The sequence below is a fragment of the Archangium sp. genome, from assembly GCF_057119385.1.
Map to the genome: position 1 here is coordinate 32,582 of NZ_DBNGVP010000153.1, position 15,361 is coordinate 47,942.

The 15,361-nt window shown below is 68.5% G+C and carries 12 protein-coding genes and 1 pseudogene; 3 read left to right on the forward strand and 10 right to left on the reverse strand.

What is annotated here, in order from left to right; all coding sequences use genetic code 11:
* Positions 1 to 310 precede the first annotated feature (310 nt).
* Positions 311 to 1,708 carry a class II fumarate hydratase gene (gene fumC, locus AC16DP_RS35895; RefSeq protein ID WP_329733832.1) on the forward strand — a complete coding sequence of 466 codons (1,398 nt, stop codon included), beginning with the start codon at positions 311 to 313 and terminating at the stop codon, positions 1,706 to 1,708.
* Positions 1,709 to 1,849: 141 nt separating this feature from the next.
* Here fumC and AC16DP_RS35900 read toward each other — a convergent pair whose 3' ends face one another.
* Positions 1,850 to 3,751 carry a glycoside hydrolase family 88 protein gene (locus AC16DP_RS35900; RefSeq protein ID WP_329733831.1) on the reverse strand — a complete coding sequence of 634 codons (1,902 nt, stop codon included), beginning with the start codon at positions 3,749 to 3,751 and terminating at the stop codon, positions 1,850 to 1,852.
* Between the two features lie 133 nt (positions 3,752 to 3,884).
* Positions 3,885 to 6,191, reverse strand: coding sequence for an ethanolamine ammonia-lyase subunit EutB (eutB, locus tag AC16DP_RS35905; RefSeq protein WP_329733830.1), 2,307 nt, complete (start codon positions 6,189 to 6,191; stop codon positions 3,885 to 3,887).
* Positions 6,192 to 6,417: 226 nt separating this feature from the next.
* Here eutB and AC16DP_RS35910 point away from each other — a divergent pair, with 226 nt between their 5' ends.
* Both AC16DP_RS35910 and AC16DP_RS35915 read left to right on the forward strand, forming a co-directional pair.
* The gene (locus AC16DP_RS35910) at positions 6,418 to 7,521 is read left to right on the forward strand and encodes a D-TA family PLP-dependent enzyme (protein WP_329733829.1); all 1,104 of its coding nucleotides are present in this window, start codon (positions 6,418 to 6,420) and stop codon (positions 7,519 to 7,521) included.
* Positions 7,522 to 7,552: 31 nt separating this feature from the next.
* Complete coding sequence (locus AC16DP_RS35915) at positions 7,553 to 7,945, forward strand: hypothetical protein (RefSeq protein WP_329733828.1); 393 nt, start codon at positions 7,553 to 7,555, stop codon at positions 7,943 to 7,945.
* Between the two features lie 8 nt (positions 7,946 to 7,953).
* Here AC16DP_RS35915 and AC16DP_RS35920 read toward each other — a convergent pair whose 3' ends face one another.
* The 8 genes and pseudogenes from AC16DP_RS35920 to AC16DP_RS35955 all read right to left on the reverse strand — a co-directional run bounded on the left by AC16DP_RS35920 (position 7,954) and on the right by AC16DP_RS35955 (position 15,296).
* Positions 7,954 to 8,697 carry a hypothetical protein gene (locus AC16DP_RS35920; protein WP_329733827.1) on the reverse strand — a complete coding sequence of 248 codons (744 nt, stop codon included), beginning with the start codon at positions 8,695 to 8,697 and terminating at the stop codon, positions 7,954 to 7,956.
* 103 nt (positions 8,698 to 8,800) lie between these two features.
* Positions 8,801 to 10,084 (reverse strand): HEAT repeat domain-containing protein, encoded by a 1,284-nt coding sequence (locus AC16DP_RS35925; RefSeq protein ID WP_329733826.1) that lies wholly within the window; start codon positions 10,082 to 10,084, stop codon positions 8,801 to 8,803.
* Between the two features lie 17 nt (positions 10,085 to 10,101).
* Positions 10,102 to 10,551, reverse strand: a complete 450-nt coding sequence (locus AC16DP_RS35930) for a hypothetical protein (RefSeq protein ID WP_329733825.1) — start codon at positions 10,549 to 10,551, stop codon at positions 10,102 to 10,104.
* A gap of 30 nt (positions 10,552 to 10,581) precedes the next feature.
* Positions 10,582 to 11,316 (reverse strand): SMI1/KNR4 family protein, encoded by a 735-nt coding sequence (locus tag AC16DP_RS35935; protein WP_329733824.1) that lies wholly within the window; start codon positions 11,314 to 11,316, stop codon positions 10,582 to 10,584.
* A 41-nt stretch (positions 11,317 to 11,357) separates the two neighbouring features.
* Positions 11,358 to 12,455, reverse strand: a complete 1,098-nt coding sequence (locus AC16DP_RS35940; protein ID WP_329733823.1) for a DUF4150 domain-containing protein — start codon at positions 12,453 to 12,455, stop codon at positions 11,358 to 11,360.
* A gap of 451 nt (positions 12,456 to 12,906) precedes the next feature.
* Positions 12,907 to 13,509, reverse strand: a pseudogene (locus AC16DP_RS35945) (3-oxoacyl-ACP synthase); the annotation flags it as partial.
* Positions 13,506 to 14,348: a DUF2169 family type VI secretion system accessory protein gene (locus AC16DP_RS35950; protein ID WP_329733822.1), complete on the reverse strand. Its 843-nt coding sequence runs from the start codon at positions 14,346 to 14,348 to the stop codon at positions 13,506 to 13,508. The gene AC16DP_RS35950 and the pseudogene AC16DP_RS35945, both read right to left, overlap by 4 nt.
* Positions 14,349 to 14,609: 261 nt before the next feature.
* Complete coding sequence (locus tag AC16DP_RS35955; protein WP_329733821.1) at positions 14,610 to 15,296, reverse strand: phospholipase D-like domain-containing protein; 687 nt, start codon at positions 15,294 to 15,296, stop codon at positions 14,610 to 14,612.
* Positions 15,297 to 15,361 lie beyond the last annotated feature (65 nt).

A 15,361-nucleotide genomic window follows, 5' to 3' on the forward strand; every position in this document is an offset into this window, starting at 1 on the left:
GCAGGCTCATTCACGGAAGGCCGTTCACGTTCGCGTCGTGACCATGCATGAAGTACAGAAATGCTCTCGTCCGGGCTGTAGCCGGGCCCACTCGGATGAGGTGAGCCCGATCACAGAGGCGCGGTGACGGTATGTGCGGTGCCTTTCGAGGCGCTGGCCCTGGGGCAAGACGCGCACGGGAAGCGCCGAGTGTTCACTTCCAGAATCCTATCCCGGGCCTCGTCCCACCGTAAAACGGATGCGGAGGCTCACGGGGGCGGGGAGGCTGGGCCCGTGTTATCGCACCGGCTTCCTCCGAGGAGGCAGCCACGTGAGCAACCAGAACGTCCGCATCGAGAAGGACACGTTCGGTCCCATCGAGGTCCCAGCCGATCGCCTGTGGGGCGCGCAGACGCAGCGCAGCCGGCAGAACTTCGCCATCTCCACCGAGCGCATGCCAACGGCCCTCATCCGCGCCCTGGTGCTGGTGAAGAAGGCGGCGGCCATCGTCAACATGGAGAACGGCACCCTGCCCGGGGACAAGGGCGAGGCCATCGTGAAGGCCGCCAACGAGGTGCTCGACGGCCAGCACGACGAGGAATTCCCACTGCTGGTGTGGCAGACGGGCAGCGGCACCCAGACGAACATGAACGTCAACGAGGTGCTGGCCAACCGCGCCTCGGAGCTGCTCGGGGGCGAGCGCGGCGAGAAGCGCGAGGTGCACCCCAATGACGACGTCAACAAGGGGCAGAGCTCCAACGACGTCTTCCCCACCGCCATGAGCGTGGCCGCGGCGGAGGCCGTGGTGCGCAACGTCCTGCCCGAGCTGCTGGCGCTGCGGGACGTGCTCGCGGAGCGCTCGGAGAAGTTCCGGGACATCGTGAAGATCGGCCGCACGCACCTGCAGGACGCCACGCCGTTGACGCTGGGCCAGGAGTTCAGCGGCTACGTGGCGCAGCTCGAGCATGCGCGCCGGCACATCGAGCTGTCCCTGCCGCACCTGTCCGAGCTGGCGCTCGGTGGCACCGCGGTGGGCACGGGCCTCAACGCGCCCAAGGGCTTCGCCGAGCGCGTGGCCCAGGAGCTCGCGCGCCTCACGGGCCATCCCTTCGTCACCGCGCCCAACAAGTTCGAGGCGCTCGCGGCCAATGACGCGCTGGTGCACGCCCATGGCGCGCTCAAGGGCCTGGCCGCCGCGCTCTTCAAGATCGCCAACGACGTGCGCTGGCTGGCATCGGGGCCGCGCTCGGGCATCGGGGAGATCACCATCCCGGAGAACGAGCCGGGCAGCTCCATCATGCCGGGCAAGGTGAACCCCACGCAGTCGGAGGCGCTCACCATGCTGTGCGCGCAGGTGATGGGCAACGACGTGGCCATCTCCCTGGGCGGCGCCTCCGGCAACTTCGAGCTGAACGTCTTCAAGCCGCTGCTCGCCCACAACTTCCTGCAGAGCTGCCGGCTGCTGGCGGACGGCATGCGCAGCTTCCGGCTCCACGCCGCGGTGGGGATTGAACCGAACCTGCCCCGCCTCAAGGAGAACCTGGAGCGCTCGCTGATGCTCGTCACCGCGCTCAACCCGCACATCGGCTACGACAACGCGGCGAAGATCGCCAAGAAGGCGCACAAGGAGGGCAAGACACTCAAGGAGGTCGCGGTGGAGCTGGGCCTGCTCACCGCCGAGCAGTTCGACCAGTGGGTGCGCCCGGAGAAGATGACCGGCAACCTGTAGGTTCACCGGCCCCACGGCACGTCGAGGATGACGGTGTGAGGGAACCGGCACGCTCTCGAGAGGCCATGACCTGCTGGTACAGCGGCTGTTCGCGCTGGGGCACACGCCGTTGAAGACGGGGAAGGCCAGCCTGGCTCCGCGTTAGCGCCCGGACGATGACCGGCGCCGGCGGCGGCCCGCCCTCCACCCCGCGAGCAGCAGTGCGGCGGCCGCGAACGGAGTGCCAGCGGCCGTGGTGCAGCCCAGGATGCCGTCGTCGGACCCGGGCTCGTCGGGGGGAGGAATCTGCTCCGGCGACTCCGGCTCCGGGATCCCCGGGGCGTCGGGCGTCGCGGGAGTGCTCTCGGCCCTCACGCCGTGGTTGCGCACCCGGATCTCATCATCGAAGTGTCCGCTCTTGAGGGACACCTTGCCGAGGTCATCGGTGGCGGGCGCGTCGGAGCGGAAGGCGAAGCGGTCGGCCAGGAGCACCTCGCCGCCTCCGGGCGGTGTCACCCAGACGCTGTACGTCCTGGCGCCCAGGTCCGTCCGCATGCGCACGTGGTAGGTGGCGTTGGCCTCGTAGGGCACGCTGGCGAGCGCGGCGTAGTCCCCGCCCCGGCGCACGTCGAAGAAGCCGCTCGGGTTCAGGCGGATGAGCATGGCCAGACTGGCGTAGCTGGTGACGGAGGTGGACGTGTCCGCGTAGCCGATGACGGCGTCGATGAACTTGCCGAGCGGCGTCACGTCGAACTCGACCACGCGCACGCCGGTGTTGCCAGTCCCCAGGTCATGCAGGCTCCCGGGGAAGCCGAGCGTCGAGAGCCAGCCGCCCGCGTTCCACCGCTTGAAGCGGCTCACCGCCTCGACGAAGTAGTAGTCCCCGTAGATGAGGCTCTTGTCGATGTCATCGCCCTGCGGGTTGATGGCCGTCCGGTAGAAGGCGACCCCGTGCAGCAGGATGCCCGGGCTGTCGCTGGCGGCGGGGGTGAGGTAGGCCGGCGAGCTGAGGGTGTCGAGCATGGCCAGGGCCGCGCTCCGGTAGCGCTGGGCCACGGCCGGGTCGCTGACGTACCGGCTCAACTCCAGGAGCGCCGAGGCGGCGATGGCGGCGGCCGAGGAGTCCTTCTGCTGCTGGTCCTGCGGCGCGTTGAAGTCCCAGTTGGGGATGGCGTCCGCGGGCAGGTGGGACAGGTAGTACTCGGCGGTCCGCTGGGCGCCCTGCAGCATGCGCGCGTCCCGCGTGTACCGGTACGCCATGGTGAAGCCGTAGATGGCCCACGCCTGTCCCCGGGCCCAGGTGGAGCTGTTGGAGTAGCCCTGGTACGTGCCTCGCGAGAGGATGCCGCCCGAGGTGTTGTAGTCCACCACGTGGAAGGTGCTGCCATCCGCGCGGACCATGTCCGTCAGCGTCCTCACGGCATGGCGCAGCGCCATGTCGTTCCACGCGGCATTGCCTCCATTCCGGGCGCCCCAGAAGAGCAGCTCCAGGTCCATCATCGTGTCCGTCACCATGGGCACGTGCCAGACGCCGTCATTCCAATCGCAGCAGTCGATGACGCCCACCGTGGCGTTGTAGCGCCGGGCCAGCGAGGTCGCGGCCGTCAACATCACCTGCCGGTAGTAGTCATCTCCCGTCAGCCGGTACCCCTGGCCGAAGCTGCTCATGAACTTGAAGCCCAGGTCATGGGTGATCTGCCGGATGTCGGGGTTGCTCTTCTGGATCTCCAGGTTGCGCGTCCAGGCGTCCGCCCGCGAGCGCCAGAAAGGGTCTCTCGTGGGCTCGTACATGAGCCAGAGCTGGCCCGGGAAGAAGCCCTGGACCCAGTCGAGGTTGGCGGTGTTGGGGACGAGTCTCCACGGCCCGTTGGTGGTGGCCTTGGGATACTGGTTCGTGGGGATCGCCGGATGGGTGGCCGTGGCCCGCAGCTTCTGTTGGGCGTGCTGCAGGACGCGGTCCGCCGTGGCGTCATCGAAGGCGAGAGCGGGCGCCGCCGCGAACACGCAGAGGAAACCCGCGAGCCACCATGAGAAAGCTTTTTCCCTGATTCCACTCTCCACCATGCCCACCCTCCCTGTGTCCTGTGGTCCAGGGAAGATGGGGTGGGTGGGGGGAGAGGCCAATGGCCTCGCGTGGCAGGGATGCGTCCATGCCTCGACGCTTCTCGCCGGCAGGGAGGGGCTTCCCGGTATCACCTCATGCGGAGGTGAGCCGCTGGAGGATCCTCACCGTGTCCACCGCGGCGGTGGAGGGGGACAGGGCCGTGTCGGCGATGCCGGACACCACGCGGGTGATGTCGTGGTCCACCTCGCCCTCGCGGGACCAGGTGCTCACCGGGGGCGCGGTGATGTAGACGGAGTAGGCGTGGTGCCCCGAGCCGGGCCGCTCGCCGATGAGGTGCAGGATGGCCCGGTGCGAGTCCGCCTCCGGCAGCGAGCCGTACAGCACCTCGCCGATGTGGTAGCCGGCGCGCACGCGTCCCGAGCGGACCACGATGGGCTGGGGCGCCACCTTGTAGCCCGCGGCCGCCAGCTCCGTGCGCACCCGCTCCAGGTACGGCGCGAGGTGTCCCTCGTCCGTGAGCGCGTAGGCGTTGAGCCCATCGGAGATGACGAGCTGCACGTCGTACTGGCCCGCGTGCGTGTCCCGCAGGCGGCGCAGGGCCTCCACGGCCTCGGCGGTGAGCTGCTCGCCCGTGGGCGGGTGGAGGATGTAGTCCTGGCGGTCCTTGGAGCCGGTGACCACGGAGACGGCGCCGGCCATCGTGCTCGCGAAGGTGTCGGGCAGCTCGGCGTGGATGCTCTTCTTCGCGTCGTCGTAGAGGTAGCGGATCTCCCGGTCCAGGTCGGGGTTCAGGTCCCACAACCGGGCGCCATGGCCCTCGGCGAGCCACACGCCGCGCTGGCGCACCTCGGCCATCTGCTTCCGGGCCTCGGCGAGCACCTCCGCGTCCGGGCGCGTGTCGCCCTTGCGCCGCCGGTATTGCAGGTACACCCAGGTGGGGTCGCCGAAGTGCTCGGTGGGCGCGCCGTGCGCGTCGAGCACGCCGAGCTCCTGGAAGAAGGCCCACATCCGGTCATCCACCTTGTAGCCGAAGCGCTCGCGGATGCGGACGTGGTCCTGGAACGCCGTGGTCAGGTAGCTGAGCATCGGATCATTCTTGGTGGGCAGCGCCATGAGGTAGGCGGGGTTGGCGGGCATGATCTGCTCCAGGCACCAGTCGAGGTCATCCAGGTTGACCTCCATGTGCAGCGTGGAGCAGACGTCCAGGCCGAGCGTGAGCCCGTGCAGCTTGCCCATGACGATGTCCTCGAGGCAGCAGCGCACGAGCTGCTCGCGGGTGCGGAACACCTCGGGGCCGATGAAGCCGGCCACGTCGTTGAGGTGCACCCAGGGAGCGGCGGGCCTGCCAGCGCCGAGCTGGGCCTGGGCCACGCGCTGCTGGAGTACGCGGGCGAAGCCGTACTTGCGCGACTCGTGCACCACCATGTCGAAGCCGTTGCCATGGCCGTTGGTGCCATCGGCGCCCTGGCCCGTCTCGAAGTAGAGGCCGTACTTGCCGGTGCGCGCGGCCGCGTGCCCGAGCATCTTGGGGAGGGTGACGTCGAACGTCTGGTTGGCGCCCTCGGTGCCGCCGAGGCTCTGGAACCAGAGCGCGGTGGAGCCGGGCTCGAGCTTCTCCACCTCGGCCTGGATGTCGATGTGGGCCAGCACGCAGTGGGGCATCACGTCCGCGATGCCGAACGTCTCCAGGGTATCCCGGAGCGTGTTCTCCACGGTGCGCACCGAGGCCACCTCGCTGGAGACGGGGTTGGTGCCGAGCACCACGTCGCCCACGGCGAAGGCCCAGCCGTTGAAGACCTGCCAGCGGATGTCATCCGGGTGGTCCGTGGGCGAGTTGGGCTGGATGCGCGCGCCCAGGTAGCCCTGGGAGCCGATCCGGCTGCCGGGCAGCGGGTTGAAGACCCTGCTGCCCACGGAGATGAGCTCCTCGTTGCTCATCAGCTTCACGATGCAGCCGATGATGTCGCTGCTCAGCCCGGACATGATGGACTTGATCTCCGCCTCGTCCCGGTCGAGCAGGAAGCGCTTGAGCTCGCCCATCGTCCACCCCTTCACGGAGTCCGCCGCGGAGGCGTCCACGCCCTGCTCGATGAGGGTGAAGAGGCCGTCCTCGAAGAGCGGGTGGGCGCGCAGGTCGCCGATGCGCGTGTTGGACAGGAGGAGGCGCGCGTTGGCGCGGGAGGTGTCGTCCGCGGCGGCCAGGTGCGCGGCCTCGTCACCTTCCTTGTACTCGTTGGCCGCGCCGATGAGCTGCTTGTAGAGCGTCAGGTCGAAGCCTCCCCGGGTGCGTTCCAGGTAGGCGAAAAGGCTCTCTCCGTTCTTCACCGAGGGGACGTAGACGCCGGGTGGAGGTGGAGGTGTGGGCTCCTCGCGGCAGGAGGCGAGGGCGAGCGCGGAGCCACCGAGCATCACCGACTTCATGAACATCCGGCGGCGCATCACCACGGGTTCCCAGCGAGGACTCGGGGGCGAGGGGTTACGCTGCGTTCCACGGCGTGGCCGGACCCGGTGCATCGTCTTCATGGCTGTCCCCCTTGCGTTGGATGGAGGAGATTTTACCAGGAGCGCTGACGCCGAGGCAAAACGGCCCTGTCTGACATTGCCCAGGGGTGAGCACGTGGGGCTTCGAGACGGTGTGGCTTCAGGAGTACCGTCCGGAGCCCTTATGAGCCTTCCTTCCCTGGACAGCATCGAGACCCCGGCCGCGCTGGTGGACGAGGACCGCCTGGAGAAGAACCTCCAGAAGGCGGCGGCGTACGTGCGCGAGCACGGGCTGCGGTGGCGGCCGCACACGAAGACGCACAAGGTGCCGGAGCTGGCGGCGAGGCAGCTCCAGGCCGGAGCCTCCGGCGTCACGGTGGCCACGCCGCGAGAAGCGGAGGTGATGGGCACGGTGGCCGATGACGTGCTCCTGGCCTACTCGCCGGTGGGGGCTTCCAAGCTGGCGCGGTTGATGGCGCTGCCCGGACGGGTGCGGCTCTCGGTGGCGGTGGACTCCCGCGAGGTGTTGGCGGGGCTTGCCGAGGCCGCTCGCGGGGCGAAGCGCCGCGTGGGCGTGCTGGTGGAACTGGACCTGGGGATGCGCCGCGTGGGCGTGCCGATGCCGGAGGAGGCGGTGGCGCTGGCGCGCGAGGTCGCCGGGACGGAGGCGCTCGATTACCAGGGCGTGATGTTCTACCCGGGGCACATCCGCATGCCGATGGCCGAGCAGGGTCCGGCGCTCGCGGAGGTGTCACGGCGGCTGGGGACGTTCCTGGAAGCGCTCGGGGCCGCGGGGTTGACGCCGGGTATCGTGAGTGGAGGCTCCACGCCCACGCTCTGGCGCTCGCACGAGGTGGTGGGGATGAATGAGATCCGCCCGGGCATCACGCCCTTCTTCGACCGGGCGAGCGCGTGGATGGGCGCGTGTGGCTGGGACGAGGTGGCCTACTCGGTGCTGGCGACGGTGGTGAGCACGGCGGTGCCGGGACAGGCCGTCATCGACGCGGGCTCCAAGGCGCTGGCGAAGGAAGAGCTACCGATAGGCGGCTACGGCGCGTTGCTGGAGCGGCCGGACGTGGTCGTGCATGCGCTGTCCGAGGAGCACGGGATGCTGGACCTGTCGCGCACCTCGTGGAGGCCGCGCGTGGGCGAGCGGGTGCGGGTGGTGCCCAACCATGTCTGTGTTTCGGTGAACCTGCAGGACGAGCTGTGGGCCGTGCGCGGCGGGCAGGTGGTGGGCCACTGGGACGTGACGGGACGGGGCCGGGGGCCGTCTCCTGTCCTATAGTGTCCCGCCCCTCCTCGAAAGCGAGCCCCCCATGAAGACGCAGAAGCTGTCCGTGTTCGCCGTTCTCGCCCTCGGTGCCACCCTCGCGATCCTGGGTTCTGCCCCCTCCCATGCGAAGGCGCGCGCGGTCATCGAGCCCATGGGCATGGTCCTGCCCGCCAGTCTGCCCAAGGTCACCTTCTACTTCCGGGCTCCGGCGGGAACGACGCTCACGGGCTCCTTCATCGCCGAGGATGTGGGCAAGGCCGCACCGAAGAACTTCGTCATCGACTCCGCCACCGTGACGGCCGCGGACAAGATGGCGGCGACCTTCACGCTCGGGCGGCCCACCAGCGGCTGGCCGATTGGCCAGTACCGGCTCGAGGTGAAGCAGGGAAAGAAGCTCGTGCACGTCGAGCGCTTCATGATCCTCGAGGCGCAGTAGCGCGCCGCTCAGTGCTCGACGCGGCCCTTCTGGCTCTGGCGGTAGACGGGGAGCCGCATGGCGTGCAGGAAGCCGCGAGGGCGGATGCCGAGCCCATCGCGGAAGGGGTTGAAGCGCAGGCGCGCCGGATCCAACACCACCTCCTGGCGCAGGAAGATGTCGGCGAGGGGCGTCCAGGTGCGCGGCAGTCCATGCTCCAGGGGCAGCACCTCGAAGGTGAGGAGGGCATTGCCGTCGTGCATGGCGTCGCGCAACCGGGCCACCCGGGAGCCGAATCGCCGGGGGCCGCGCTGCGAGGTGAGCCGCAGCTTCGTCTTCCCGAGTCCCCGCACCGTGAAGGGCGCGAGGCCGTAGTAGTCGTTCTGGAGCCAGTCATGGACGCGGGTGGTGAGGAAGGCGGGGCCCAACGTCCAGACATGGCGCAGGGTGGCGCAGAGGACGTCCTGGTCGCCGGGTGAGGCCTCCTCGGTGAGGCGCGTGTCGCGCCGGAAGCGTATCGAGGCCCCGAGGATGTCCGGCCACTCGCGTCCGCCCCGCCAGGTGGCGGTGGAGAGCCGCACGAGCGCCGGGCCCGCGAGGCGGCTGGCCACGGAGAGGAAGGGCGGGTCGGTCCTCACGGGAACGACCTCGGCCTGGAGACAGATGCCCTCGGCGTGAACGGCCCGCGCGTGGCGCAGGCCCGAGATGGCACGGAATTGTGGAGACAACAGGGCCCCGACCGTCTGCCCCACCGTTTCACCCAACAGTCCCATGTGCACCTCCCCCGGCTGCACAGGGTGGGGTGGGGTGGAGCGCCCGGCCAATCTCCGCGCCATGCCTGGACGGAGAGCGGGCAGGGAGGCGTACTCCTGGGATTCAGCAGGTGAGGGGACCAGCCCTTCCGCTCCCAGTGCGCCACCGGGTGAGGGACGCTCGCTGGCGGCGCACGGGCCAGTCGGGCTCGAGGTCCAGGGGCCTTCCGGAGTGGAGTACCAGCTCCAGGGCCGCACGGCTTCGGACCGTGAGCGGGCTGGGCGGGTCTTCCAACTCCTCCAGGCAGCCCTCGAGGGTGAATGGATGGCCATGGCGCCAGCGCCGCCCCCCTTCGAAACGGTGTCCATGGGCGTCCCACCACTGACGCCAGGCTCGTGGGTCGGTGCTCCATTGTTCCCGCTCGTGGCCCTCTTCCTCGTCCTCCCGGGCGGCCACGCGAATCTTCAACCCGGGTCCCGCGCCGCTGAGGAGCCCGAGCGCCGAGGCGGCGCTCTGACGGTGCAGGGGGTCCTCTGCCTCCAGGTGCAACAGCAGCTCGGGCACGGCGGCCGAGAGCCCCAGCAAGCCCAACGCTTCGAGTGAGGCCTCGGCGAGGGAGGGGCGCGCACCGAGCCGGCGCAACACGGGCAGATCCTGGGCATCCCCGGCCAACGCGAGCAACCGGGGGAGCTCGGGAGGTGGGAGACCGGAGTTGCAGAGCTGGCGGCAGAACGTCAGCGCCCGGCGTGAGCCCAGCAGCAGCGCGGCCCGAGCCAGTGGCTCGGCCTGCTCGGGGGGCGAATGGGCGAGGAGGGCTTCGAGGGCGGGAAGCGCGGGCCGGTGGCCCAGGCGGGCGAGGGCCAGGGCGGCGGCGCTACGGACGGGGTCGTCCTCGTCCTCGAGCAGGGGCATGAGCCGGGAGGGTTCGCCTTCCCTCCGGTGTCCCAGGAGGCCGGCGGCCGCGGCACGTACCTGGGGGCGCCCATCCGCCAACGCTCGGGTGCAGCACCCCGCTACCTCGGGGTGGAGCGACAGGGCGAGCGCCTCGGTCCAGGTGGGCAGCACCTCCTCGAGAGCCGCCTCCCGGGTCTGGAGGAGCGCGTCGATACCGGCCTCCTCGGGAGCCAGCGAGGCCAGCACATGGAGCCCGGCGAGGAACTGCCCGTCATCTCCGGAGGCCACGGCTTCTCGCGCACGGCCCAGGGCCACCTCGGCGGAGGCGCGCATGGCCGCGAGGTGGAGGGCGAGCCGGGTTTCGAATTCCTCGGCATCCGTCCAGCGGGCACCGGGCCCATGGAGCAGGCGCCTGCGCTGCTGGAGGAGGAACTCCACCTCGGAGAGGTGCTCCTCCTGGAACTCGCGCAGGAAGGACTCGGCGCCAGGATGGTCCAGCAGGGTCTTGGTCATGACGTCAGCCACGGCGCTCAAACGAGGATCGTCTGGTCACGGAGGATTTCGCAGAGCTTGGAGAGCTGGCCCCTGTCCGTGGCTGCGGCCTTCGCGTTGAATCCACCACGAGGGGGGAGATGCCCATGGATGGCCGCATCCTCCCGCTCAAGAAGAAGGCACTGCGGACGGTAGCAGTCGAAGTACGGATCCTGCAGCTGCACCGCAATCACCGCATAACGTGGAGGGGGCCGCCACTCCTCGGCCTCGTAGAGTCCGATGAGCTGCTCGATATCGAAGCTCAGGTTGGGAATCTCCAGTCTTCCAAGGCTGCTACCCATACGGAGCAGGAACTCCTCATGAATGGGAGGGATGGGCTGGCCCATGACGGCGGAAAGCCGTTCGATCCTCTCCGCCGACGCACCCCGCACGCTCGAGGGGTAGTCGGAGTCATACTGGCCGAGGAATGTGAGGAATTCATCCATCATGGGAGCGGAGACAAGAATGCCAGGCGCAGGTCAGAGGAGTGCCGTGTTGTCACGGATGACCTCAATCAACCTCTTGAACTCCCTCTCATCCTGCGCGGCCAGTTCCGCCGTCATTCCACCTCCCTCGGGATTGCGGCTGGCATAGAAGGCCGCGTCTCCTCGCTCGAACAACGGGTTCAGTTCGCTGGTGTAGGGCTGCCTCTCGAAACCCTGCATCGCCATGATCTTCCCCAAGGAGTCCATCAGCCCAGGTGGAACGCGCGACAACCCGTCCTCTCCCTCCTCGAGCGAGGGGGTGAACTGCCGCCGATGGGGCAATGATTCCATTCGTTTGACACTGAAGGCGAGCACGAACAACATGTCCTTGAGCGACGGAAAAGAGACCCAGAGATTGTCTGTCGTCTTGAATGGCTCTTGAGGATCGGCCCTGACTACGGGGCAGTCCTGGCGTGCGCTGTCACCGCAATCGAGGAGGTAGCGATCGTAGGGATCCTCGAGCTGTGCACCAATGAAGATATACCGGGCAGGCGGCTTTCTCTTGCCAACTTCGTAAAACTTCAACACCCGTCCGATATGGAAGTCAGTCTCTGGCATCTGGAGATCGCCCATGTTCTTGCCCAGATGCAGGAGGAACTCCTTGTAGTGTGCTGGCAGGTCTCGGCCCACCAACTGCTCGAGTCTTGCCGTCTCCTCAATGGAGGCGCCTCGAACCTTCGAGGGAAATTCCGGATCGTACTGCCGGATGAATTCAATCAGGTCGCGCATCTTTTTCTCCCGGTGGCTTCAAGAACAATCAGCCACCGTACTCAACACGTCTTTTCCTGGACTTCACAAAGCATCGCGGTCAAGACCACCTTGCAGGTGTCACATGATGGAACGCTCTGGCGATGCCTGAACGCTCTTTCCAACTCCAGCTCATTGCGGAGATGCTTGACCCTGACGGCCTTGCTGCCTTGTGGGAAGCGCCGGAGAATGGGAGGGCGGAACCATATCTCGGACATGGACCCAGGCACGTGTCCATCACCCAATGCCTTCTGGATGAGCTGTGGCCCCGCGCAAACCCCTGGTCTGTTCTTACCGATGTTGTCCTTGAATTCAGAGAGCTTCATTTTCTTCCCCTGGGGATTCGTCACGATGGCGTCCTTTCCCAGAGGAGAACAGAGGGTCCACCTGCCGTCTCGTTGTCGAAGGCTCTTGACCGCCTCTGTGAAGGCATCGACGTAGTAGCCGCCAGACATGGCCGCATAGAGCTTCTGTCCGCACTTGCAGATGAGCGCGCCAATCATGTAGCCCGAAAGAATCTCGACGCCTTCTTGGTTTTCGTGCGTCTTGAGCATCTCCAGCTTCTGCTTGCTCGCCACTCTCAAGATTTCCTTGGAGAGTTTTCGCGCCTCCGCCTGGACGGAGTGCCTCTCGTGTAGACGGTGCTCCGACTTGTCCTTCTTGCACCGGGGGCACTTCGTATTCCCCTTGACCGGGTCATCACCGTAGGCCAGCCCCGTTCCTCCGTCTTGGAGGAAGGCCGTGTTGAAGGTGTTCCCGTTGTGCTGGGTGACGTCCATGAAGCGCACCACGCCCTTGCCCTCGAACTTCACGTCCAGGCTATAGGTGCCCCAGGTCATCTTCCCCTTCGTCTTGGAGGAGATGAGCCCACCGCCCGCCGTTCCGGCCTCGTCCCCCGTGCTCGTGCTCAGGGCCGAGCTCTTCAGCGCCACCGGATTGCCTTCGATCTCCACCGTCTTGCTGGCCTCGGACAAGTCGCTGTTCCTGGCCACGTTGACATACGGGACGGGCACCGGCCCTCCCGGAGAGGGCGTCTTGCACACGTCGGGTGCCGCGGAGACATTCGTCTTGCCGTCTCCCTTGTGGACGATGCTGCGCCCGTTCGCGAATGTCTTCGTCATGTCTCCCTCGAGAGGATGAAGGCTCCGACCCGGCCCTCGTCGGAGCAGCCGTACACCAGGGCCCGGGGGGCTGTCCGTGTTCCGGGTTCAGCTCCCCCAGGACATGGAGCGCATGGCCCAGTTGGATGGCACCGGCGCCCGCCCCCACGTCCCCCAGGCTCTCCGCCACCAGATGCCCCACCAACGGCTCGGGCATGAGGGCCGCGTTGCGCAGGTAGGCCCGGTTGAATTCATGGCCCCAGAACGTCTCACCCGTCTGGCAGGACAGCACGTGCGCGACCCGCCGGGAGCCGGCGGCCGGGTGGGCGTGGAGCTGGCGGAAGGCCGCCGTGAGCCCCTCGGCCAGGCTGGGCTCGGACTGGAGTCTGTGGCGGGGCTCCATCGCCAGTGCCAGGGCGAGGATGCGTCCCTGGGCCCGTGGCCTGTCGCGTCTGAGCGCCGAGGCCCGCGCGAGTAGCACGAAGCCGGCCCCTTCCCCTGGGAGGATGCCCTCCCGTACCGAGGAGCACAGCAGCCGTCTCCGTGCCAGCAGGTGCTCCAGCGAGCCCGGATCGCACAGGGAGTCCACCGCGCCCACCAGCACGCGCTCCGCTTGCCCGGACAGGAGCAGCTCCGCGGCGCGGGCCAACGCCACGAAGAATCCCGCGCGCCCTTCGCGGCACAGCCCTTCGGGCCGTACCAGCAGCCGGGTTGGAGCCGCCACCTCCGTGAGTGCCCGGAGCAGCGGCGCCTCGTCAACGGTTGGGCCACTCCCTGGTGTCGGCAGTGCCAGCACCAGGGGCAGGGTCCCGGTCCCCTCCACCCGTGCTTGCTTCAAGCATTCCTGGAGCGCCGTGGTGGCCAGGGCCCGCATGCGTTCCGAGCGCGTGCGCTCGGGCTCCAGCAGTGTCAGCCGGGAGGCCCGGAGTGGCTCTCCCTTTCTGTCCAGCACTTCCGTCTGGAAGAAGCGCACGGTGCCGGCCGCCATCTCCACCTGGGTGGTCCGGGTGGTCAGCCCCAGCGGCGTGCACAGTCCCAGCCCGAGCACCGCCATGTCCTCTGGCCAGGCCCTCATGGGGAGGCCTCCTCCCACGGCTCCAGTTCACGCACCACGCTGTATTCGTGCCGGGACAGCTCCTCATGGGCGACCACCGCCGCACGCCAGATGAGCGTCAGGGCCCGTTCCTCGGGCTCGATGTGGACGGCGTCCAGGACCAGCGGGCGCCGTTCGACCCGGTGCTGGAAGACCACCTTGACGGCCAGGCGATGCCGGGGAAGCGGGAAGGCCCACTGCCCGTCGGGAGACAAACCACTCAGGACCACCGGTTCACCCCCCTTCAACCAGGGGGAGGCGACGAGGCCAGGGGTTGCGGCGAGGAAGAAGCGGCGATCGAAATCGAGGGGCCACAGCGGGGCGCGGTTCTCGAGCCAGGCCTCGTCGTACGTGCCCGCGTAGGCGAGGCGAGGCTGCCAGCTCCGGGCAATGGGGCCGAGCCCCACGGGGGTGACCCGGTCGGAGTGGCGGCGGATGAGTTGGTGGGGGTCCTCCAGGTTGGGAAGTGGCTGCTCCACCGCGGCCCGGGCCGAGGCGTGGAGCCCTCTGCCCACCGGGTTGCGCGGCTCGCTGGCCCCGCCGAACCCGCGCTCGTAGACGAGCGGCATGGACTCGAAGGGCAGGGGGTCCGAGGGACGGGGCTCCAGCAGACCCTGTGCCCATACCCGCTCGCCGAAGACCTGGAGGAGCTTCCGGCAGGGACCAATGCGGACGCCCACCTGCATCTCCTTGAGGGGCCTTCCTCGCGGTGCCCAGGCTTTTCCAGAGATGTAGATGTCGGTGGCGGGGCGGAACCAGGTGCTCTGTCCCTCCACGCGGAGGCTGGAGGCGTCTGGCTGTCCCCACCAGCCATCCTCCATGGAAGGTGGGAGCTGTTTGTCGCTGCGCGCAGGGGGGGGCCTCCGAGGAACGGCCGGCCGGGGGTAACTCGAAGCGCCCCGCGACACAGGCGACCAGCAGTTCTCGTCCCGCCTCATCCAGTGATGGGAAGGTCGTGGCCTCGAAGTGGGTGAGATTCTCGAGGTTCGGCATGGTGGTGGTGTCATCCCCCCGGTGACGACAGGCTCTTCAGCGGCTCTTCTGCCATGCCCTCTCTGGCCGGGCTACTGCTCGGCAGGTGCTCACCCCAGCGCCGCCCAGAGGTCGTCGAAGGCCCGGCAGAAGGGGAGCACCAGCCGGGGATCGTCCGACACGAGCACGTTCTCGTGGTTCTCGTCCGCGGCCGAGCGGGTCCAGTTGTAGCTGCCCGTCAGCAGCCGCACCCGGTCGAACACGGCGAACTTGTGGTGCATGTGGGCCGCCGTCCGCTCCACCCGCACGGCCACTCCCGCGTGCCCCAACCGGTGGATGTCCGAGCCGGGGTCCATCGCCTTGTCCCCGTCCGACACCACCCGCACGCGCACGCCCCGCTCATGTGCCTCCAGCAGCGCCCGGGTGATGCGGTCATCCGTGATGGTGAAGACGCACACGTCCGCGCTGCCCCTCGCCTCGCCGATCAGCCGCACGATGGCCCTCAAGGGGGCCTCCCCGGGGCTGAAGTGCGCCTCCATCCGGCTCGTCTCCCGCAGCTCTCGCGAGGGCTGCAGGGCCTTCACCATGTCCTCCAGCCAACCCATCACCTCGCGGGCCCGGGGGTCGCTCACCGCCTCGCGCGCCAGCTCGAAGGCCCTCGAGCGGAACAGGGCCAGCACCGCCTCGCCCGCCTTGCGGTCGTCCAGGACGGCCTGGAGCGCCTGCCGCTCCGTCCGGGTCAGCGTCCGGTCCTCCAGCGTCGCGGCGAGGATGGCATCGATGTCGGAGGCGTTCATGGGGGACACCCGGGTGGGGGCCCCGAGCGTAACCTGGAGCACGGTCCTGAAAGAACGGACGGGCG